Here is a 19,936-nt window from a genome sequence, read left to right as displayed (position 1 = left end):
CTTGCAAGCAAAAACAGCTAGAGTGATTAGAGATGGAAATGAACTCGAAATTTCTGTTGATGAAGTAAAGATTGATGATGAGATCATTGTAAGGCCAGGCGAACGTATTCCTGTCGATGGAGTCGTCACAAAAGGTAGATCTACGATAGATGAATCCATGTTAACCGGTGAGTCTATTCCAGTAGAAAAAGTAGCTGGAGATGAGGTTATCGGTGCGACTATTAACAAATCTGGAAGTTTCCGTTTTCGTGCAACAAAAGTAGGGAAAGAAACGGCACTCGCACAAATTATTCGAATGGTTAATGAAGCTCAAGGTTCGAAAGCTCCCATTCAACGTGTCGTTGATTTAATTTCTGCTTACTTTGTACCGGCAGTCTTACTAATAGCGGTAGTCTCATTTATTGTTTGGTATTTTGTCGGTCCGGACCCAAGTCTGATTTTCGCATTAACTACCTTTATTGCGATTCTTATTATTGCTTGTCCTTGCGCGTTAGGTTTGGCAACACCAACAGCCATCATGGTTGGTACAGAAAAAGGAGCTGAAAATGGCATCCTAATTAAAAATGCTACAAGTTTAGAACGTGCCCATAAAATTAAGACGGTTGTTTTAGATAAGACAGGTACCATAACGGAAGGCAAGCCAAAACTAACAGATATCATTACAACTGATATAGTAAGTGAACAGGAACTATTGCAAGTTGCTGCCTCAGTTGAAACTGCATCAGAGCATCCATTAGGTGAAGCAATTGTGGAAGCTGCAAAAGAAAAGGACCTTCCTATAAATGCCCCTGAATCTTTCGAAGCTATTGTTGGTCACGGATTACTTGCAACATTAAATAACAAAGAAGTCTTAATTGGCAACATCAAACTGATGAGCAAATACCATATTGATTTGGGGTTATACGAAGAAAAAGCAATTGCTTTAGCTGATCAAGGGAAAACACCAATGTATGTTGGGATTGACGGGGAATTTGCAGGGATCATAGCAGTAGCTGATACATTGAAAAAAGGAACAATCCCAGCTATCAAAGCTTTAAAATCAATGGGCATTGAAGTGATCATGTTAACAGGCGATCATAAACGAACGGCCAAAGCGATTGCAAAGGAAGCCGGAATAGGTAACTATATTGCTGAGGTGTTACCTGAACATAAGGCAGAAGAAGTAAAAAAACTACAAGGAGAAGGAAAACTGGTGGCCATGGTCGGTGACGGCATTAATGATGCTCCTGCACTCGCTCAAGCCGATGTAGGAATTGCGATTGGAACAGGTACGGATGTTGCAATGGAAACCGCAGATATCACTTTGATGCGTGGTGATATTAAAAGCGTTGTAACGGCCCTCAGACTATCTAAATCAACGATGAAGATGATCTGGCAGAACCTTGGGTGGGCGTTTGGATACAACATTGTCTTAATTCCAGTAGCGGCGGGTTTACTATATCCTCTATTTGGAATTTTGCTAAATCCGATGTTAGCTGGAGCGGCAATGGCATTTAGTTCTGTTTCAGTTGTGTTAAACACTTTAAGACTTAAAAAATTCAAGTCAACGATTGAGTAGAGTTGATTTGGATAAGATAAAAACAGGAGATATAAAAGAAGTTAATGATTAGAAGGGAATGGATAAATTGAAAAAAGCAAAAGCTACTAAGTTGATGTTAATTGTATCTTTCTTACTTTTAAGTATGCTCCTTGCCGCTTGTACCCAAGCCGAAGAAGAACATGCAGGGCATGGAAACGATCAGGATATCGATCACGGCGAAGAAATGGACCATGAAGGACACCACGGAGATTCAGATTCAGATGATGTAGATAGGTCCAATATAGAACAGGAAGCGGCAAAAGCTCCAGAAAACCTTAACGAGTTAGCAACCGAAGAATTAAAAGTCGTAAATACTAAAAACATTACTCGAATAAATGAAGATGATCCTATCCAATTATCCATTCACGTATCACAAACTGTTTGGCCAGCAACCCATGAGGAAAACCAACCTGGAACAGTTATTTTGGCTCCGTTAAAGCAATGGCAATATTCCTTAGCCGCCCTAACATTGGTTCATCATCCTAACGATGGTCCTATGTTGTATTGGGACGGAGAAATTTCTAACGATGTATTAAATGAACTCAATCGACTACAACCAAAAGGCAATAGTGAAGACATTCAAGTCCTTGTGGTTGGGGATCTTCCAGAAGCGGAATTGAATAAATTAAACTCATATAATGTTGAACAAGTACAAGGTGAAAATGCAGCTGATTTCGCTAGAAACATTGAAGAAAAATTCACAGAAACCATTAACGAAGTTCATCCAAATGTAATAATTGGCTCTTCTGAGGAAGAAGCAAAAGAATATACAATTTCTGTTGGAAACTGGATTGCTCACATGAACGAATCTTTACTTTATGTAGACAATGATGGTATTCCTCAAGAAACAATTGATGCTCTTAATGCAAGAGAGAATGGGGTAACGATCTATCTTGTAGGACCAGAAGATATTATATCTGATGAGATTGCTCAAGAGTTAGAAACGTATGGAACGGTTCACCGAATTGAAGGGGATAATCCAGTAGCTCAATCCATTGAATTCGCCTCATATAAAGATGCTGAAACAGGATTTGGTTGGGGAATTACTAGTCCTGGGCACGGTTTTGTGTTTTCATCAACTAATACACCTGAACTTGCCATTGCGGCTGCTCCTTTTGCTCATTTAGGAAAGCATGCTCCAATGATCTGGTTAGATGAAGGTGAAATCACAGATGAAGTTTATCAATACCTAGCAACTGTTAAGCCTGCTTTTAGTGAAGATCCTACAGAAGGTCCATATAATCATGGTTTTATGATAGGAACATTTAAGGATATTTCATTTACAACTCAAGGCATACTAGATGAAAAGCTAGAAATTGTATCATTAGGCGGAGACGACCACGGAGGACATTAATAAATGGAGGAGAGGTTGTAAATAGCCTCTCCTCTTAACGTTGGGATTTAAACCTTTATGTATATAAATTACAATTTTAAATAGCAATTAGTTTAATATATATTGAGCTATAAATTACAATTTAGTTGAATAATTTATGGATGTTAATGTCATTAGAAGTAGTTTTAGGAGATAAGTGATAATTAACAAAAGGGATATAGGCTGCATGTTTAAAAGAACACTTAAATTCTCTTTTATTTTAAGCCATGACCTAAACCAATAACTTCGAATTGTTTCTTTTGTCTGCCAATCTAAACTTCTTTTCTTCACCCCAAGATGATATTTGATCCAACAAAAATGGCTCTCGCTCAAAATTTAAAGCAAATTAAGGTTGTATATAATTTTTAATTATTAGTTTTCTCCTCGTTAAGAAACATGTCAATCCATATTTCTTAACGAGCTTCCATGATTTTTTCATAGGCTTCCTTACTACAAATAACATAAAGCTCTGCCTCCGTAGGAATCTGGTCTTCCAATTTAGCCAAAATGTTAAAGTCATTTCTATCAGAGATTAAGTTTGCTCCTAGTTTTTTCAAATCATCAAAAGCATCATTATACGTCTTCCAAATTTGCTTTTTCTTTATTTTTCGTATGTCAACGCCGCTTCTTCTACTTAGAAGTTCCATAATCAGTTTACTTGATCCTTTATCAACAGCAGCTTTGGCCATAAGGTCAGATAATGCTTCATCTGCAATAATAAATTCATCCACATTGGCATGCTCGAAATTTGATATGTGCTTTTCTTTGAGAATCTCTACAATTGTATATATATCTTTATTCATTTCTACAGCATAACTTTCAATAGAAGAGACGATTAACAAGGATTGACCATCTGCAGTGACTGGATTATACTCCATATCTCTCGTGAATATTAAAACAGCTTTTGCTTCAAGGATATTAGCCTTTTCTAATGTTTCTATATCTGTGGGATCTCCTTGAATGTATGCATATCTTTCATGTTCTATGGGTGATTTTTCTAATGAATCAATAACTAGAATTTTGGCATAATCATCTATTTCCATTATCTCATTCATTGTATGTTTTGCCTTATTCGTCCAGCCGATGATGACATAATGATTCTTGCCTTTATATCTCAATTTCCCTTCCTCCTTTAACTTACGGTATATACCGAAACCCTCAACAATTTTTCCAATCATAATCCCAATTAAACCAATCCCGACTAAATATAAAAAAAGTCCAAAAATACGCCCGATTGTGGTTTCTGGCACAAAGTCTCCATACCCTGTTGTCGTGACGGTTGTCATAACATACCAAAACCCAATAAAAGGGGTAACAAACATCTCTGGTTCTAACCAATGCATGATGAAGGAGCTACTTATTAAAAAGAGGACTGTTGATGAGAGAAGAGTTAACTTTTTTATTCTGACCGGCATTTTCATGATTTCAAATATAAAAAGCATTTAATAACCTCCTTAAGAACTTGCAATCTTTTTATATTTCCCTACCTAAGCTGGAAATATAAAGATAACAAATTTACTACTAAGAAGAATTAAATTTATACTTATTAATTCTTCTTAGTAGTAAATAGCTTGTAATACGAGATCTCATGAGGGATGAGTAACGAAGATTTATTGAGCTAATGGGGATCTTGATTTAATAGGGGAGCGCACTTTTTGTTGTGCTAACGAGCAGAGGAGTTGAGAATTCTTTACACAAGGCGGTGTATCTATGGGTATATTTGGTATTATTTGCTTTTGCATTACTAATGTCTACGTTATTTGCAATAGAGTGTAAATTAAGCAAGTCAAACGAACAATATAAATAAATAATTGAATTACTTAAAAAACACAAGGGCAGCTAAATTTTACTTGATCATTTTATCCTTGCCTTGCCGTTTTCTCAACATACGGGTGCGAATAGCTATAAAAATGCTAAAAACCACTTTCCATTATACTTATTGGAAAGTGGTCTTTTCATGAAACAAAGCTAATGTATCTTTTGCTTCTGCTATAGCATCTAGTAATGATTTACCTAATTGGTCCGTTACTGACACAATATATTCTTCATCTGTTGGTGTATTTAAAATCGCAACAATATCAGGGCTTGGTTGATGGATCTGTTTAAGTAAACGTAAAATGGCATTAATTGAGTAATGTGCACTCCTTAAACTACGAATAACTCGCAGCAGCTCAATTTCTCGTTCACCATATGCTCGGTTACCATTGTGCAATCTCGGAACGGTAATGAGTCCGTTACGTTCCCAATTTCGTATAGCTTCAGATGTAGTATCTAGAAGCAGTGCCACATCTTTCCGAGAATAAGTACGTGTACTAACAGTAGGTTCTTCTCTCAACCATTTCTCAACAACTTTTGCAGCAGACAAGGCATGATCATATTCACGTTCTAAATTGGCAAGATAGTCTATAGTTAGTTCATTAGCCTTCGTAAATTTTTCTTTTCCGCAAGCATATACAATCGCACGAGCTCTTTTTCGAAGATCTCCTTGCACAATTTCACAGCGAAAGAGCGTTCGTGCGACTTTTAACTGTAACAAATGGATATCTGAATAGATACGGTAGCCATTTGTTTGTCTTGGTACAGGTGATATAAATCCCCATTCCTCATAAATGCGCACAGTGTTGGGGTGTACCCCAACAAGTGCTGCAATTTCCTTTGTTTTGTACACCCGACACACCTACTTCCATTTGAAATATTTAATCGCTCCACCTAATCCAATGACAATACATAGAGCTAAAATCACAATATGGAATAGACCATCTGTTAGTGATCCTCCTGTACTTGCCTGCTTTAATAAATGTATTCCATGAGAAAGTGGTAAAATATCCATTATCCATTGGAAGAATCGAGGCATGGTTTCATACGGAATTGTTGCTCCTGAAAACAGCAACATTGTAAAGTAAGCAACAGAGCTCCAGACATTTGCTGACTTTTGGTCAGGTACTAAGCTTCCGATGAAAATCCCAATACTATACATCGCTACAATGACAAAAGCATAGGTCAGAAGGAATATCGTCCAAGAGCCCTTTAGTTCATAATCAAATAATAGATGATAAACAAGTGTGACACCAATAAATGATACAAGTGCTGAAGAAAGCTGAATCAAACCTTGAGCAAATAGAATTTGGAGAGGTGAAATAGGTGTCACTTGGAACCTCTTTAAAATCCCTCGGTGACGGTAATCTGCAATGGTCAGTGGTACGCCCATAACTCCTGTTGCCAGTACACCAATTGTAATTACGGCTGCATACGATAATTCAAAATTGGAAGCACCAGCTAATCCGTCATTACTCAGTAGATAACCAAATAGTGTGGCTAAAATGATAGGGAAGCAGATTCCAAAAATTAGAATATCGATGCCCTTCCAAACGAGTTTTCCCTCAATTTTTAAAAAGGTAAGAAATGTACTCATACCCAGTCCTCCTCATCTGCAAAATTTAGGTACGCGTCTTCTAGTGTAGCTTTCCCACTTGTACGAATTGCCTCTTGGATTGTGCCATGAAATACCGTTTTCCCTTCTTTTAAAATTAATATCTCATTACATAAAGCTTCGACCTCATCCATGTAGTGTGATGTTAGGACAATTGCCAGCCCATTTTCCTTCATAATTAATAGCTGCCTCCAAAGCATACGACGTGCCCTAGTATCTAATCCCGTTGTAAGCTCGTCCAGGAAAACAAGCTTTGGATTTGATATCAATGCCAGCAGCACTGCTAAGCGTTGACGTTCTCCTCCTGAAAGAGATTTCACAAGTTGACTTTCCTTCCTAACTAAACCAAAAGTTTCTAAGAGTAGAGGCACATCAGCAGTTTGTTTATAAAGCGACTCCCATTGCTCGCATGCCTCACGCACTGTTAATTTATCTTGAAAATTTGTTTCTTGAAACTGTACACCCACCTCTTGGAAGACTTCCTTGCGATGGATAATTGGTGACTTCCCGAGCATTATGAGCTCTTCATAATTACTCGTTTCAATACCAAGTACCGCTGCAATCCTAGAGGATTTCCCTGCACCGTTTGCCCCAAGTAAGCCAATTACCTCACCAGGTCGAATGCTAAAACTAATGTTGTCTACAGCCTTTTTTGTACCGTATGTGACTGATAGGTTTTTTACAGATAAAATCATATTTGTTCATCCTATACAAGACTTAGAAAACTACTATATCAAAGAGGTGTGGGGGTGGTGTCTTATTGGAGGCTTTTAAAAATTTGGATTTTAATAAGATCTTAATAATTCCTGTATATTTCAGGATGCCCTTCCGCAAATCGAGCGCAAATGTGGAATGAGCATCGCTTTTTTATTAAACTATAGGTGAGCTTTACTTAAAGACCAATGGTTTGAAGTAATCCCTATATTAGATTAAATATTCATGTAAGAGGTGACGTGCATCATGAATACTGCTAAGGGATGATTACTAAAGATTATTGATGAAATTCCAGAGCAATAAGTCGATAAACTTTTGGACTTTGCTGAATATTTAAAGGCGAAAAAAGAAAAAAGTTTATCAGAAGATTTAACAAAAGCAAGCGAAAGTAGCAGTGATTTTTGGGATAATGATATAGATGATGAGGTTTGGAATGATGCATAAACAGGGTGACATTGTTTTAATTCCAGTACCATTCAGTGACTTGTCAAATAGAAAACAACGCCCTGTTCTCATTATTTCAAACGATGAATATAATCAGATGACTGATGATATTCTTGTTGTTGCTATTACATCACAATTAAAAAACCTTGATTATTCAGTCGTGATTAAACAAAAAGATTTAGACGAAGGTGCTCTTAAAGTTACTTCTGCATTGAGAGCAGACAAAGTTTATACACCTTCAAAAGGAATTATCAGAAAAAGATTTGTCAAAGTAAACTCAGAAGTATTAAAGAGTGTACGAACTAAAATAGACCATCAAATAAATAGTATTTAAAACTTGTGTAGATGGGTCGAGATAAGCAGTCCTTTTTAATGATAAAATATCTAGATTGTGAATATCTTCACTTAAAGTAAAGGAGACTTATTTTGATGGGGAATATTGAGAAAATAGAAGCAGTCTTTTTAGACCGAGACGGAACTATTGGTGGTGACGATACGGTACATTATCCCGGAGAGTTTAATTTATTTCCTTTATCTTATGAACTAATAAGCAGATTAAAGGAAAATGGAATAAAAGTATTTTCATTTACTAATCAACCTGGAATATCACAAGGAAAAGCTACAATAGCTGACTTTATTGAAGAACTAACTGAATTTGGTTTTGATGATATCTTCATCTGCCCACATAATCATGATGATGATTGTTCTTGTAGAAAGCCTAAAACAGGTATGCTACTGAACGGGGCTAAGAAACACAAATTAGAGTTAGAAAATTGTGTAGTTATAGGTGATAGATGGAGTGATATACTGGCTGCTTCTAAAGCTGATTGTAAAAAAATTCTTGTGAAAACTGGGGCAGGTAATTCAGCATTGAGTGAACACTATCAGAAAATAAAGGACATTGAGATTGAATACATTGCTAAAGATTTAGTTGATGCAGTAAATTGGATATTATATCGTCAGTCATAATTTTATTATCTTATTCTGGTTATTAATAACTATATTGTTATGAAGGAGAGTTGTGTAATGGTATATCAGGCTACCTATAAAGACTTAGATGGAGTAGCAACTTTATTTAACTTGTATCGTATGTTTTACGAACAAGAATCAGATTTAAAAGGTGCTAAATCTTACATAAAGCGTCGATTAGAAAAAAAAAGATTCTGTAATATTTGTAGCCAAAGATAATGGGAAACAGGTTGTAATAGTTCGTACTGGAACGACAAGCGGAAAAGTAGATTTTTGGCCGGAAATATTGCTTGAATTATCAAGGAAACTAGAATAACTCTTTGGTGTCCTAACTTTGTGTAAGAATATACTTAAAGTAACGGATGCATTCCTTGAAGAAGCAGGGATTGCTCTTTTTGTTATTGCAGTAAACGGGAGCGTTTCTAGAATAAAAAAATAGATTAAGGAGAGGAAGTATACGTGAATATAAGACTTGCTGAAGCAAAAGATATTAAGCAGTTAATTAGAATGAGATGGGATTTTACTATTGAATATAATGAAAATAAAAAGAAAACATCATTTGATGATTTTGAAAAGGAATGCCAGTCTTTTTTAGAGATTGCACTTAATAGTGGTCAATGGTTTATTTGGGTTTGTGAAGAAAATGAAAAAGTTATTTCACATATATACATAGAATTAATTCATAAAGTACCACGCCCTGGTAGAAAAACATATCCATTTGCTTATATGACCAATGTATATACAGTTCCAGAATTTCGAAATATGGGTGTTGGTAGTAAGTTACTCAAAACAATAAACAAATGGATTAAAGAAAACCATTATGAATTTGTGATTGTTTGGCCAAATGATGAGTCTAATAATTATTATAAGAAAAATGGATATATCCATTGTAAAGAGCCTATGGAATATTTCCCATCTTGAACTATTGGAGGCGATTGCAGAATGCGCAGTCGCTTCTTGTGTTAATAGTGCGAGCATTCAAAAGAGCAACACTTTTCAAGTGCTGCTCTTTTCCCATATTTAAAAGTATTTTCTGTATAACTCTTGTCTAAGTCGTCCGCTCAACTGGCATAGTTTCGGTTGTCTCCGTTTTTTCATGCCCGAGTAAACTCTGTATGACATCAATAGGGGGGCCATTATTTAATAAATGAGTGGCATAACTGTTTCTCAGTTGATGGGGGTGAATGGTCTTATTAATACCTGCACGGCTTGAAATACGTTTGATGATGTATCTCTGGGCAATGCTCATTCGGTGTGGGGATCGATCTGTGACAAAAATAGCAGGGTCAGTATCTTTGCGGTTGTGTATGTATCGTTTTAACCAGATGTCACATCGAATGTTCCTTATCTCCCTTCCCTCTGACAATTGCAGAACGATTCGACCAGTTAATACAATTCTTATCAAGAGAGACAATTTCACCTATACGGCAACCAGTTGAAAACATAAACTCAATTAGTGCTTTCTCCATTGGCATTTTACAAGCTTCCCTAAAATGTTAAATTTATCTTTCTATGTTGACTCAATGGAGACATCGCTAAAATAGCGGATGAGAAGGCTTGATTGTAATTTGTATGCTTTTAACGTCTGTGAAGAGAAACCTTCAATTCGTTTATCAGATTCATAGTTTTTATATGCTTGTGATAAGAGCATTGTATCCCTCCTGAATCGAGTCTTTATACAGGAATTATTGACGCTTTTATTCTAAAGAATACAAAATAGCCAAACAAAAATGGGAATTAATGTTAAAATAATATAGTGGTTGTTCAACAATCGGAGTAGTTTACTACAATAAGGCAAAAGGGGAGAAACTTTGACAAATATTAAAAACATTGGACGTTTTTGTACAACTGATAATAATGGATATATACTAAATGATGCAAGTTTAAAGAAAATCAACCCTGAATATCTCAAGATAATAGAGGAAGTAACAAAATATTATCAAACCCATTTGGGATTAGATTTACATAGCATATATGTAAGGGGTTCGATACCTCGTGGGTTGGGTATAAAAGGCGTTTCAGATTTAGATACAATAGCCATTACGAATAAAGATTCTAATGATATAGACTCGAAATGGGTAGACAAGGCTGAACAAGAATTAAACCAAAAATACAACTTTATAAATGGAGTGGAATTTAGTTTCTATTACATTGAAGATATCTTAAAAACCAATACATTTTCTATAATACCATTTATGATTAAAACTCATAGTATATGTGTATATGGAGAAGATTTAATAGTCCAATTACCTAATTATAAAGCAGATAAAACACTTGGTAACGAACATCTTATAAACCTAAAAAATCAAATCCAACAAGCAAAAGGTGACCTTGATGATAATGATGATATTGAAGATATTTTGGATTGTTGTGGATGGATTATGAAAATAATAGTTAGGGCAGGACTTGCACTTGTAATAGAGAAAGAAAACCAATATACAAGAGATTTATTCCGAGCATATAGGATATTCTCTGAACATTATCCAGAGAAACAATCAGAAATGAAACAAGCTCTTAAATATGCTATTAACCCAGTAGAGAATCCAAATGAAATAATTGGTTTTATAGATGGAATGGGAAATTGGATGATAAATGAGTCTGAAAAGTGGCTGCAAGTTCATAATCCTAAAAAGGTCAGTAATATGAATTTATAGATAATTTGTTTATGATTGTGAAAATTTCTACTTAAACGGAGAGCGATTGTTCAACAAAGACAGTCGCTTTTTTACTAACGGAATAGAATAGTTGAAGAATAATAGTTAAAAATTCATTTAAATTTATATCAGGAGGTTGAATGAAAAACAGTAGAACAGGAATTGAAAACGTTAAACTTTGGACAATTATTCCTTGGACATTATTTTGGGGGACAATAGGATTAATCTTAGATTATATATTTCGCTTTAATCAGTACGGAGTTGATTTTATTGGTGTTTATTTATATTTAATTATGTACATTTGGATACTCAGAGGATTAAATAAAAGAAATATACGTTTATCGGATTTAAACGGGGGAGAAGGAGTAAAAGTCTCTTGGTTAAAATATTTTGCTTTTGTTCCAGTTGTGAAACTAGCTTCAGGCTCTATTATGGTTATGCTAGGATTAATTTTGCTTTACATGTTTCCTAGTATTGGTAAAATACCGAACTCCGCCGATAGCATTAGTAATCAACTTCTGCCAATAGAAATCTTCTTTACTTTTCTTATAACTATTATATTGGCTCCAATTGTAGAAGAAATTTTCTTTAGAGGTATGATGTTAAATAAATGGGGACAAAAGTATGGACTATTTAAAGGAATCTTTTTTACATCCTTAATATTTGCTATCGTACACCCAACGAGTTTTTTTGCAGCATTTTTAACTTCAATCCTATATTCAATTTTATATGTCAAAACAAAGAAACTATATATTCCAATTATTGCTCACTCCTTCGGCAATCTTATTGTTTTCTTGCCTAGAATTTTTTTAGGACCAGTAGTTGAAGATGAAGAGGTAGTATCTCCTATACTTATTGATATTGTTACAACATTTGGACTATCCATGGTCCTACTGTCGATAACTATATATGGTCTATACAGAATGTATCCAAGTGATAAAACTTTACCATATTTTAGTTGAACTTTTAATTTTAATCTTCAACTAAAGGATGCGATGCTTGAACAGTGAAGCATCGCTTTCCTTGTTCCACTATCGAAGCAGGATTGTTCGATAAGAAGATAAAGTTGAAATGTTCATTTACTGTAAAATAGTTAGGCGTATAAATGTTTTAAAAGTGAAATAAAGTCAGAGGATTCGTAAGCATTAGTAAGAAAATGTGTAATGAAGTTTTTTGTTATTTGAAGGAGGTATTTTAATTGAAGGAATTTATTGGCGTGTTTTTTGCTTGCCTTGTTATTTGTTATGTAGCAACTTTTTTCTTTGCGGGTCTTATTTTAGATAATTTTTGGGCTATTGTTACTCTTATTGCATTCTTTTTGTCGGTGTTTATTACAATTTTTATAAAACAGGAAACTAGAATTGAAGAATTAGAAAAGAAAGTGGAAAAGTTATTAAATAACAAACAGGATTAAGAACTTAAGGTAACGGAGAGTAAGAGATGGTATCGGTATGGATCGGCAGCTCTTTTTTCTTATTGAAGTAAAGGGCAGATTTGCACAAGAAATTGTTTTTGTGTAAAAAAATGGAAACTGATGTTAAGCTAAAGGGGCGGGATAATAAACAGGATTAGGAGTGATTATTTGAATTTGGTTTTGAAAAAGGCTACGAAATACGATGATTTGATTGCTTTAATGTTGTCGCTTATATTTGCACGACTGTTGGGAAGAGATATTTTAGGTTTGACAATCGATTTAGATAATATCTTTTTTTCAAGTTTATTGGTGTTGTTATTTATAGTTGTATTTTACTTTATGACAAGAGTAATTATTTCATTTCTTATAAATTTTGCAATTAAATTCGTTAAACACTAAATCTTTTGTGTTGAACTAATGGGAAGCAATACTTAAAGAACTGCCAGGACTGTTATGGTAAGAACAGGGAGAAGAGTTGAAGAAGGAATAAGATTTATGATTTATACTACCTTATCAATGCACAAGGAGAGTATTTTAATGTATATATATGACAAAATTTACGGTGAATTCAAAGTAGATAAAGTATTAGAAGAGTTAATTTTAAGTGAGCCTGTTCAAAGGTTAAAGGGAATTCATCAAGGTGGAGCAAGTTACTTGGTTAATGAAAAATGGAATGAAACACGTTTTGACCACTCAGTAGGTGTCATGTTGCTAATTAGAAAACTTGGTGGTTCATTAGAAGAGCAGATTGCAGGTTTATTGCATGACGTTTCTCATACAGCTTTTTCTCATGTTATTGATTTCGTTTTTGAAAATAAAGAAGAAGACTATCATGAGAAAATATATAGTGCTGTTGTTAAAAATTCCGAAATCCCCGCAATTTTAGCTAAATATGATTTAAACTATGAAGAAATTCTTTTTGATGATTCTAAGTGGACATTATTGGAACAGTCCGCACCTGAATTATGTGCGGATAGGGTAGATTATACTCTTCGTGATATGTATGCTTATGGAAATATTTCGTTAGAAGAAGTAAAGCGTTTTTTACATGACTTAATTGTATCAGAAGGGAAAATGCATCTTCAAAACATTGAGGTTGCTGAATGGTTTGTCGAAACGTATTACAAAGAAGTAATTGACTTCTTTATGGACCCGTTAAATATCTATGGCTATGATATGTTAGCTAAGACTCTGAAACTATCATTAGAAAAAAATATATTAACAATTAATGATTTCCTTGATAAAGATGACGATTTATTAAATAAAATCAAATCATCAGATGATAAGGAATTACTTGGTTTATTAAGAAAACTCAATCCGAATGTGCAAGTAAAAGAAGATAGAGAGAATTTCGATTTACATCGAAAAAATAAACTTCGAATGATTAACCCTTCTATATATAGGAATGGAGAATTAATACCAGCGTCGGAATTATCAGAAAGAATAAAGACAATGGGTAATGTAGCTTATGAGAAAGCCACAAAAGGTATGTTTGTAAGAATAGTTTCTAATTAAGTTGGTTTTGTTAACGGGTTGGTTTGTTTATAGGTTGTGTTAAAAAAGGAGGGAGTTATTTTTTAATGAATTATGAGGATGCATTAAAAAAATATATAGAAGCTACTAATACACATGATTTTAATAATGTAAAGAAGGTGCTTCATGAAAAAGCGATTTATTGGTTTACGGATAAAACATGTACCAAGCTAATTGAAATTCAGAAATACTTTGAAAATACCTGGGACCTTATAAAAAATGAGGTTTATACAGCTACTGACATTCGTTGGATTTCCACTGACCAAAATTCTGCAACATGTATTTATTCATACCATTATAAGGGATATCATAACGGAAAATTAGTGTCAGGTAATGGAAGGGCAACAAACATATTTATAAAGACGGGCAATAATGAATGGAAGTTAATACATGAACACTTGAGTAGTCTGTCATAGTATTCAACAAACGGGTAGGTGTGACAAGTTCTGTAATAAGCGTTTCTAAACAGGGATTCACTAGATGAATCCTAACTTTACAAGGGAGAATAGGAATGACGGAGCCACGTTTCCAGAAACTATTCCATCAACACTCCTGCGTGCGTTATAACTAACAGGTTATAGGGTTCGAAGCACAGGTAGATTCGGTTGAATGAAGGCTAAAGCCATCAAAACAGAAGGGTATGCTAACAGATAGACCGCATGGCTGAAAAACTAGATATGGTGAGAATCGTTCTAATAGCGAAAAGAACTGATGAACCTCCGAAGGTACGGGTCTAAAGTTAGAACATAGAGGAAACCTATGGCTCTTCTTACGAAACGGGTAGCATTCCTTCAACAAGCACGAATTGCTCTTTTACTATTGAACCAGGATACTTCAATAAGAAGGAATTGTAGTTTATTCAAGTGATATATGAAAAATGAGGGGTAATATGGATAGGGCTATTCCAAGAAGAATACATATTATAGGGTCGATTGGAAGCGGAAAAACAACCTTAGCGAAGACACTTTCTAATCATTTAAACATCCCCTATTATGAATTAGATAATGTGGTTTGGAAAAGGTTTGATACTGGAGATATAAGACGGACTGAACAAGAAAGAGATGAATATTTAAGTTCTATTATCAACTCTGAATACTGGATTATTGAAGGGGTTCATCATAAATGGGTATCTCCATGTTTTCAGAATGCTGATTTAATTTTATTTTTAGATACTAATTTTTCTACAAGAAGGATTAGGATAATAAAAAGATATTTCAAGCAAAAAATCGGCATTGAAAAAGTAAACTATAGACCGACATTAAAAATTCTAAAAGATTTATATAGATATAATACTGTATTTGAATATAAAAGTAAGCCAGAGATATTTGATATGCTAACCGCTTATGAAAAGAAGTTCATAATATTAAAAAGTAATGATGAAATTAAAAACTATATTAACTAAACTAGGTAATAGAAGACCGTTTCTTATTGCGTTAACGGGAGCGATTGTTCAACAGGGACAGTCGCTTTTTTTACTAACGAGCAGACAACTTGAAGAGTCTATAAATTTTCAACTAATAGTTGAATAATCTTAAAAATCAATTTATAAGTTATTGTTTGCTCTTTATATAAAATATTAGAATTGCATTATAAAGGAGTGTGAGTAATATTTGAAAGATAAATTTGCAAAAAATATTAACCGTTATCGAAAAGAGAAGGGACTAACTCAAGAAGGGCTTGCACGGCAGCTAGGAGTTACTTATCAAGCAGTTTCTAAGTGGGAAAATGAACAAGCGATGCCTGATATTTCACTTTTACCAGAAATCTCTATGATATTAGAAGTAAGCGTTGATAAGTTACTAGGATATATATCTTATGATAAACAAGTCACTATTTACGAAAAAGAATATGAGACCTCTCAATATTATTGGGGAGTAAACCCTAATCCAGACTGTTACAAGGTTCTTGAGCTTATGCCACCTACAAAGCACTTGAAATTATTAGATATTGGTTGTGGAGAAGGAAAAAATTCTGTATTTTTCGCAAGAAATGGTTATGATGTTACAGCTTTTGATATAGCCGACGCAGGTATTGAAAAAACGAAGAAACTTGCTGATATGGTTGGGGTTGATTTAAAAGTTTTTAAGGCTGACATTATGGATTTTAGGTTAAGCACACAATTTGACATACTTTTTTCAAGTGGTGTTTTACATTACGTTAAACCAGACTACAGAAAGGAAATATTTCATAATTATAAGAGCTTTACAAACAACGATGGTATGCATTTCTTTAATGTATTTGTTCAAAAGCCCTTTATTGCTCCGCCACCTGAAAAAGAACCGTATTCTTATTTGTGGAAATCGGGTGAATTATTATCTTATTACCATGATTGGTTAATAGAAAGTTGCCCAGAAATAATCATTGATTGTAATTCATCAGGAATACCCCATCAACATGCAATTAATAAAATAATTTCGAAAAAAAATTAACAAGAGATTTCTTGCTAAATTAGCAATTTCAGATTAACACTGTATTTAATATAAATTTTAAACTTAATTGGAGGGAAAAATGCCTGACCACACTAACGTCTATAAGAAACAAACAGAATTGTATGACCAAATGGTCTCAAAACAGCCGAGCTTACTAAAAGTTATAGAGGAGCTTACGCCTATTAATCAATTAGATGTTATTGATATGGGAGCTGGATCTGGAAGATTAACAGATATTCTAGCTCCTCATGTTAAATCAATTTTAGCATTAGACTCTTCAGCAGAAATGTTAAAATTAGTTGGTGAAAAATTAAAGGATAATACTAGCTTGAGCTATAAAACACAGGTGGCTGACCATCGGAAAATACCAGCAGAAAACGAAAGTGCTGATTTAGTTGTAGCAGGTTGGGCAATTTGTTATTTAGGTAGCTCGAATGTAGAGAATAATAAACATAATATCGAGACGGTTATGAAAGAAATTATGCGAGTTCTCCGCACAAAAGGAACTGTAATAATCTTTGAAACAATGGGAACTGGTTACAAAACACCAAATCCACCTGAATTCTTAAAACAATACTATTCATTACTTGAAAATGAATATGGTTTTTCTCATAAATGGATACGCACAGACTATCAATTTGATAGTTTACAGCAGGCTGATGAGTTAACAAGGTTTTTCTTTGGTGACGCACTTGCGGATAGAGTGGTAAAAGAAAATTTAATTACACTTCCTGAGTGTGCGGGTGTTTGGTGGTTGAAAAAGGATACTAATTGAACTAAGTATTTTTTCACTAACTGGAGCGATGCTTAAACAAGGCATCGCTTGCTTTGTTCCGCTAACGAAACAGATTAATTGGACAAATAGATAATTGGTTTTTGTAATATAAAGGAAAATAGGAGGTGTGTTATGAACATTAGAAATTCGACAAAAGCAATTATAGTGAATAGTGATAGAAATATGATACTACTTACAAAAAATCAAGATAAAGGAGGTTTCTTTTATATTTGTCCTGGTGGTGGGCAAGAACATAGTGAAACACTTCATGAAGCCTTAAAAAGAAAATGTATCGAAGAGGTTGGATTTCATATAGAAATTGGAAAACTCCTACACATACGAGAGTATATAGGAAAGAACCATGAATACTCAACTTTTGATTATGATGTTCATCAAGTTGAATACTATTTTGTGTGTGAACTGAAAGACAATGAAAATAACCAAATCGAGCCTTCTAACCCTGATAGTCATCAAGTAGGAATGGAATGGGTTCAAGTAAATGATTTGTTGAAATACAGACTTTATCCGATAGAATTAAAAAAATATATTGTTAAACACTTTAATAATGAAAAAGCTCCTGTTTATCTTGGAGATGTTAACTAAAACTTATTAAAGTAACGGAAGCTTTAACTTAATAAACAGAACAACCTGAGGAGTGATAATAGTGCCATCTCAAACCATAAATGTCTTTTTAGAGGAACAAAATAGGAAGATGGAATCTCTATATAAACCTGTTTTGTTAAGCCACTGGATGGCTGCAACAACAGGGAAAAAGGAATGGAATGAAAAGCATATTAAGGCACTAAACAAATACTTCGCTAATTTCTCAGTTAAAGAGGTATATAAGACGGTCTTATTTTACAGAGAAGATAAACAGGTCAATTCACTTCAAAGACGTCAATTAGATGACCTATACAATAAGATGGTAAAAAATCAACTTGATCCTAGCATAACAGCTAAAACACTGGAATTAGAGAAGGCCATATCCCATGAAATTAATACATATAGACCAATATTTAAAGGCAAAGCAGTAACAAATAATGAGATCCTTGATATTCTTAAAACTAGTAATAATAGTGAACAAAGAAAGGAAGCTTGGCTTGCAGCCAAACAAATTGGAAAGAAGATAGAAGATACTGTTTTGCAACTGGTACATAAGAGGAATAAAGATGCACAGGCTTTAGGCTACGAGAACTTTTATCACATGAGCTTAGAAACGCAAGAATTGAATGTAGATGAAGTATTCAACATTTTTAATAAGTTAAAGGTGTTATCTGATGAACCCTTTAGACGTGTTAAAGATGAAATTGATGAAGAATTATCTATAAAACTGGGGGTAACAAAAGAAAACATTCGCCCTTGGCATTATGTGGATCCATTTTTTCAGGAAGCGCCTCCTGTTAGCGGGATTGATCTGGATCAGGTTTACAAGAATAAAAACATGGAGCAAATAGTCATTAACACTTTTGAATCCATGGGTTTAGATATTAAGGATATCTTTCAAAAAAGTGATTTGTACCCCCGCGATAATAAAAATCCGTTTGGTTTTTGTACGAATACGGATCGTAGGGGAGATATACGGGTTCTTGTCAATATTGATGAAAGTGTTTTTTGGGCAACCGCATTATTACATGAGTTTGGTCATGCCGCCTACTTTAAATACATTGATGCAAAATTGCCGTTTATTCTCCGTTTTCATTCACATTCGCTAACGACAGAAGCTATCGCCATGTTTTTTGGTAGACTGACGAAACGTCTGGATTGGCAACAGCGTTTTATTAAGGATGAGCAACTTGAGCATTTAGAGCCTGCAATTAAGAAAATGATGCAAAGGCAAATGTTAGTCAATGCCCGATGGATTATAACATTTTGTTATTTCGAGAAGGAAATGTATGAAAATCCAGATCAAGATTTGAACAAACGGTGGTGGGAACTAGTACAGGAGATTCAGTTTATAAGTCCTCCTGAGGATACCAATTATCCAGACTGGGCTTCGAAAATGCATTTTTCATTGGCTCCAGTCACATATCAAGATTATCTGTTAGGGGAACTAACAGCATCTCAGCTTCAAAGTTACATAGAAAACAATATATCAAATGATTTGTTTGTACCTGAAGTGGGTCTATATTTGAAAGAAAACTTTTTCAAACATGGAGCTTTGTTGAACTGGAATGAGAAAATAAAAAGAGCAACAGGAGAGAATTTAAATCCACGATATTTTATTAATCAATTTTTAATGGGCCATTAATAAGAAAAACTCCCTAAAATTGGATAAAAGTATTTTGCGAAAAGATGTACTTAAATTAACGGAGCAATCCTTGATCAAGCAGGAATTGCCTTTTAATTATTAAAGTAAAGAAGCGAAAGTATTATTTTTTAGTGAGGATAACATTATTCAATGGGTGCGTATCTACAATAAGCGGATGCGCTTTTTTTCTTCAAAATTAGTAGTACGATATAATTACCTCTGGATATATTTAGAAGCTAACAGGTCAGAAATAGATGATTCACCGTTTCTATTATTTAGAAGAGGTACTCTTTATTTCCTGTTGATTTTTAGAGACTGATAGTAAGAATTAATGAGTATATTGCGACCTTTTTTTCTCGGAAACGTCTAAATATT

The 19,936-nt window shown here is 34.2% G+C and carries 24 protein-coding genes; 17 read left to right on the top strand and 7 right to left on the bottom strand.

The window, feature by feature from the left end:
* Both LQ50_RS22630 and LQ50_RS22625 read left to right on the top strand, forming a co-directional pair.
* Positions 1-1,558, top strand: a 1,558-nt coding sequence (locus LQ50_RS22630; protein ID WP_034633863.1) for a copper-translocating P-type ATPase, incomplete at its 5' end; no start/stop codon positions are given.
* Positions 1,559-1,616: 58 nt separating this feature from the next.
* Positions 1,617-2,933 (top strand): ArsR family transcriptional regulator, encoded by a 1,317-nt coding sequence (locus LQ50_RS22625; protein WP_034633862.1) that lies wholly within the window; start codon positions 1,617-1,619, stop codon positions 2,931-2,933.
* Positions 2,934-3,364: 431 nt separating this feature from the next.
* Here LQ50_RS22625 and LQ50_RS22620 read toward each other — a convergent pair whose 3' ends face one another.
* The 4 genes from LQ50_RS22620 to LQ50_RS22605 form a co-directional block, all read right to left on the bottom strand.
* Positions 3,365-4,393: an ion channel gene (locus tag LQ50_RS22620; RefSeq protein WP_034633860.1), complete on the bottom strand. Its 1,029-nt coding sequence runs from the start codon at positions 4,391-4,393 to the stop codon at positions 3,365-3,367.
* Positions 4,394-4,887: 494 nt separating this feature from the next.
* A complete protein-coding gene (locus LQ50_RS22615; protein WP_034633858.1) occupies positions 4,888-5,619 on the bottom strand; it encodes a MerR family transcriptional regulator in 732 nt (243 codons plus the stop codon).
* 9 nt (positions 5,620-5,628) lie between these two features.
* Entirely contained in the window at positions 5,629-6,363 is a 735-nt protein-coding gene (locus LQ50_RS22610; protein WP_034633856.1) for an ABC transporter permease, read from the bottom strand.
* Positions 6,360-7,076 carry an ABC transporter ATP-binding protein gene (locus LQ50_RS22605; protein WP_034633854.1) on the bottom strand — a complete coding sequence of 239 codons (717 nt, stop codon included), beginning with the start codon at positions 7,074-7,076 and terminating at the stop codon, positions 6,360-6,362. Before LQ50_RS22605 ends, LQ50_RS22610 begins: the two co-directional genes overlap by 4 nt.
* Positions 7,077-7,410: 334 nt before the next feature.
* Here LQ50_RS22605 and LQ50_RS26375 point away from each other — a divergent pair, with 334 nt between their 5' ends.
* The 5 genes from LQ50_RS26375 to LQ50_RS22580 all read left to right on the top strand — a co-directional run bounded on the left by LQ50_RS26375 (position 7,411) and on the right by LQ50_RS22580 (position 9,429).
* Positions 7,411-7,539 carry a hypothetical protein gene (locus LQ50_RS26375; protein ID WP_272913745.1) on the top strand — a complete coding sequence of 43 codons (129 nt, stop codon included), beginning with the start codon at positions 7,411-7,413 and terminating at the stop codon, positions 7,537-7,539.
* Positions 7,529-7,873, top strand: a complete 345-nt coding sequence (locus LQ50_RS22595) for a type II toxin-antitoxin system PemK/MazF family toxin (RefSeq protein WP_237563782.1) — start codon at positions 7,529-7,531, stop codon at positions 7,871-7,873. The genes LQ50_RS26375 and LQ50_RS22595 overlap by 11 nt, the downstream gene beginning before the upstream one ends.
* Before the next feature lie 104 nt (positions 7,874-7,977).
* The gene (locus tag LQ50_RS22590) at positions 7,978-8,508 is read left to right on the top strand and encodes an HAD-IIIA family hydrolase (RefSeq protein WP_034633871.1); all 531 of its coding nucleotides are present in this window, start codon (positions 7,978-7,980) and stop codon (positions 8,506-8,508) included.
* A gap of 57 nt (positions 8,509-8,565) precedes the next feature.
* Positions 8,566-8,727: a hypothetical protein gene (locus LQ50_RS25600; RefSeq protein WP_161784715.1), complete on the top strand. Its 162-nt coding sequence runs from the start codon at positions 8,566-8,568 to the stop codon at positions 8,725-8,727.
* A gap of 240 nt (positions 8,728-8,967) precedes the next feature.
* The gene (locus tag LQ50_RS22580) at positions 8,968-9,429 is read left to right on the top strand and encodes a GNAT family N-acetyltransferase (RefSeq protein ID WP_034633851.1); all 462 of its coding nucleotides are present in this window, start codon (positions 8,968-8,970) and stop codon (positions 9,427-9,429) included.
* Between the two features lie 127 nt (positions 9,430-9,556).
* On the opposite strand, the gene LQ50_RS26470 is transcribed toward LQ50_RS22580, so the two are convergent.
* The 3 genes from LQ50_RS26470 to LQ50_RS26460 are packed head-to-tail and all read right to left on the bottom strand — an operon-like array spanning position 9,557 to position 10,159.
* On the bottom strand, positions 9,557-9,904 hold the full coding sequence (locus LQ50_RS26470) for a tyrosine-type recombinase/integrase (RefSeq protein WP_308417941.1): 348 nt from the start codon (positions 9,902-9,904) through the stop codon (positions 9,557-9,559).
* Entirely contained in the window at positions 9,837-9,977 is a 141-nt protein-coding gene (locus LQ50_RS26465; RefSeq protein ID WP_308417940.1) for a tyrosine-type recombinase/integrase, read from the bottom strand. The genes LQ50_RS26470 and LQ50_RS26465 overlap by 68 nt, the downstream gene beginning before the upstream one ends.
* Positions 9,978-10,018: 41 nt before the next feature.
* Positions 10,019-10,159, bottom strand: coding sequence for a hypothetical protein (locus LQ50_RS26460; RefSeq protein ID WP_202595408.1), 141 nt, complete (start codon positions 10,157-10,159; stop codon positions 10,019-10,021).
* 160 nt (positions 10,160-10,319) lie between these two features.
* Here LQ50_RS26460 and LQ50_RS22570 point away from each other — a divergent pair, with 160 nt between their 5' ends.
* The 10 genes from LQ50_RS22570 to LQ50_RS22520 all read left to right on the top strand — a co-directional run bounded on the left by LQ50_RS22570 (position 10,320) and on the right by LQ50_RS22520 (position 19,561).
* Positions 10,320-11,162 (top strand): hypothetical protein, encoded by an 843-nt coding sequence (locus LQ50_RS22570; RefSeq protein ID WP_034633848.1) that lies wholly within the window; start codon positions 10,320-10,322, stop codon positions 11,160-11,162.
* 140 nt (positions 11,163-11,302) lie between these two features.
* Entirely contained in the window at positions 11,303-12,124 is an 822-nt protein-coding gene (locus LQ50_RS24535) for a CPBP family intramembrane glutamic endopeptidase (protein WP_052144919.1), read from the top strand.
* 236 nt (positions 12,125-12,360) lie between these two features.
* Complete coding sequence (locus tag LQ50_RS22560; protein ID WP_034633845.1) at positions 12,361-12,576, top strand: hypothetical protein; 216 nt, start codon at positions 12,361-12,363, stop codon at positions 12,574-12,576.
* A gap of 537 nt (positions 12,577-13,113) precedes the next feature.
* Positions 13,114-14,091 (top strand): HD domain-containing protein, encoded by a 978-nt coding sequence (locus LQ50_RS22550; protein ID WP_034633839.1) that lies wholly within the window; start codon positions 13,114-13,116, stop codon positions 14,089-14,091.
* 65 nt (positions 14,092-14,156) lie between these two features.
* The gene (locus tag LQ50_RS22545) at positions 14,157-14,525 is read left to right on the top strand and encodes a YybH family protein (protein WP_034633837.1); all 369 of its coding nucleotides are present in this window, start codon (positions 14,157-14,159) and stop codon (positions 14,523-14,525) included.
* A gap of 473 nt (positions 14,526-14,998) precedes the next feature.
* Positions 14,999-15,511 (top strand): AAA family ATPase, encoded by a 513-nt coding sequence (locus LQ50_RS22540; protein ID WP_034633835.1) that lies wholly within the window; start codon positions 14,999-15,001, stop codon positions 15,509-15,511.
* A 208-nt stretch (positions 15,512-15,719) separates the two neighbouring features.
* Positions 15,720-16,538, top strand: coding sequence for a DNA (cytosine-5-)-methyltransferase (locus LQ50_RS22535; protein WP_034633833.1), 819 nt, complete (start codon positions 15,720-15,722; stop codon positions 16,536-16,538).
* 79 nt (positions 16,539-16,617) lie between these two features.
* Entirely contained in the window at positions 16,618-17,313 is a 696-nt protein-coding gene (locus LQ50_RS22530; RefSeq protein WP_034633828.1) for a class I SAM-dependent methyltransferase, read from the top strand.
* 132 nt (positions 17,314-17,445) lie between these two features.
* Complete coding sequence (locus LQ50_RS22525; RefSeq protein ID WP_034633827.1) at positions 17,446-17,916, top strand: NUDIX domain-containing protein; 471 nt, start codon at positions 17,446-17,448, stop codon at positions 17,914-17,916.
* Positions 17,917-18,064: 148 nt separating this feature from the next.
* A complete protein-coding gene (locus tag LQ50_RS22520) occupies positions 18,065-19,561 on the top strand; it encodes a M3 family metallopeptidase (protein WP_237563781.1) in 1,497 nt (498 codons plus the stop codon).
* The last annotated feature ends 375 nt before the right edge of the window (positions 19,562-19,936 follow it).

This window comes from Halalkalibacter okhensis (assembly GCF_000787375.1).
GTDB lineage: Bacteria > Bacillota > Bacilli > Bacillales > Bacillaceae_D > Halalkalibacter > Halalkalibacter okhensis.
This window is presented reverse-complemented; position numbering and strand designations above follow the sequence as displayed.

Bases quoted from the DNA above. Each gene is read 5' to 3' on its own strand.
- LQ50_RS22605 (WP_034633854.1), bottom strand. From the start codon at position 7,076: ATGATTTTATCTGTAAAAAACCTATCAGTCACATACGGTACAAAAAAG.
- LQ50_RS24535 (WP_052144919.1), top strand. From the start codon at position 11,303: ATGAAAAACAGTAGAACAGGAATTGAAAACGTTAAACTTTGGACAATT.
- LQ50_RS26465 (WP_308417940.1), bottom strand. From the start codon at position 9,977: ATGGAGAAAGCACTAATTGAGTTTATGTTTTCAACTGGTTGCCGTATA.
- LQ50_RS22530 (WP_034633828.1), top strand. From the start codon at position 16,618: ATGCCTGACCACACTAACGTCTATAAGAAACAAACAGAATTGTATGAC.
- LQ50_RS26460 (WP_202595408.1), bottom strand. From the start codon at position 10,159: ATGCTCTTATCACAAGCATATAAAAACTATGAATCTGATAAACGAATT.
- LQ50_RS22520 (WP_237563781.1), top strand. From the start codon at position 18,065: ATGGCTGCAACAACAGGGAAAAAGGAATGGAATGAAAAGCATATTAAG.
- LQ50_RS22595 (WP_237563782.1), top strand. From the start codon at position 7,529: ATGATGCATAAACAGGGTGACATTGTTTTAATTCCAGTACCATTCAGT.
- LQ50_RS22620 (WP_034633860.1), bottom strand. From the start codon at position 4,393: ATGCTTTTTATATTTGAAATCATGAAAATGCCGGTCAGAATAAAAAAG.
- LQ50_RS22545 (WP_034633837.1), top strand. From the start codon at position 14,157: ATGAATTATGAGGATGCATTAAAAAAATATATAGAAGCTACTAATACA.
- LQ50_RS22610 (WP_034633856.1), bottom strand. From the start codon at position 6,363: ATGAGTACATTTCTTACCTTTTTAAAAATTGAGGGAAAACTCGTTTGG.
- LQ50_RS22550 (WP_034633839.1), top strand. From the start codon at position 13,114: ATGTATATATATGACAAAATTTACGGTGAATTCAAAGTAGATAAAGTA.
- LQ50_RS22525 (WP_034633827.1), top strand. From the start codon at position 17,446: ATGAACATTAGAAATTCGACAAAAGCAATTATAGTGAATAGTGATAGA.
- LQ50_RS25600 (WP_161784715.1), top strand. From the start codon at position 8,566: ATGGTATATCAGGCTACCTATAAAGACTTAGATGGAGTAGCAACTTTA.
- LQ50_RS22540 (WP_034633835.1), top strand. From the start codon at position 14,999: ATGGATAGGGCTATTCCAAGAAGAATACATATTATAGGGTCGATTGGA.
- LQ50_RS22625 (WP_034633862.1), top strand. From the start codon at position 1,617: ATGGATAAATTGAAAAAAGCAAAAGCTACTAAGTTGATGTTAATTGTA.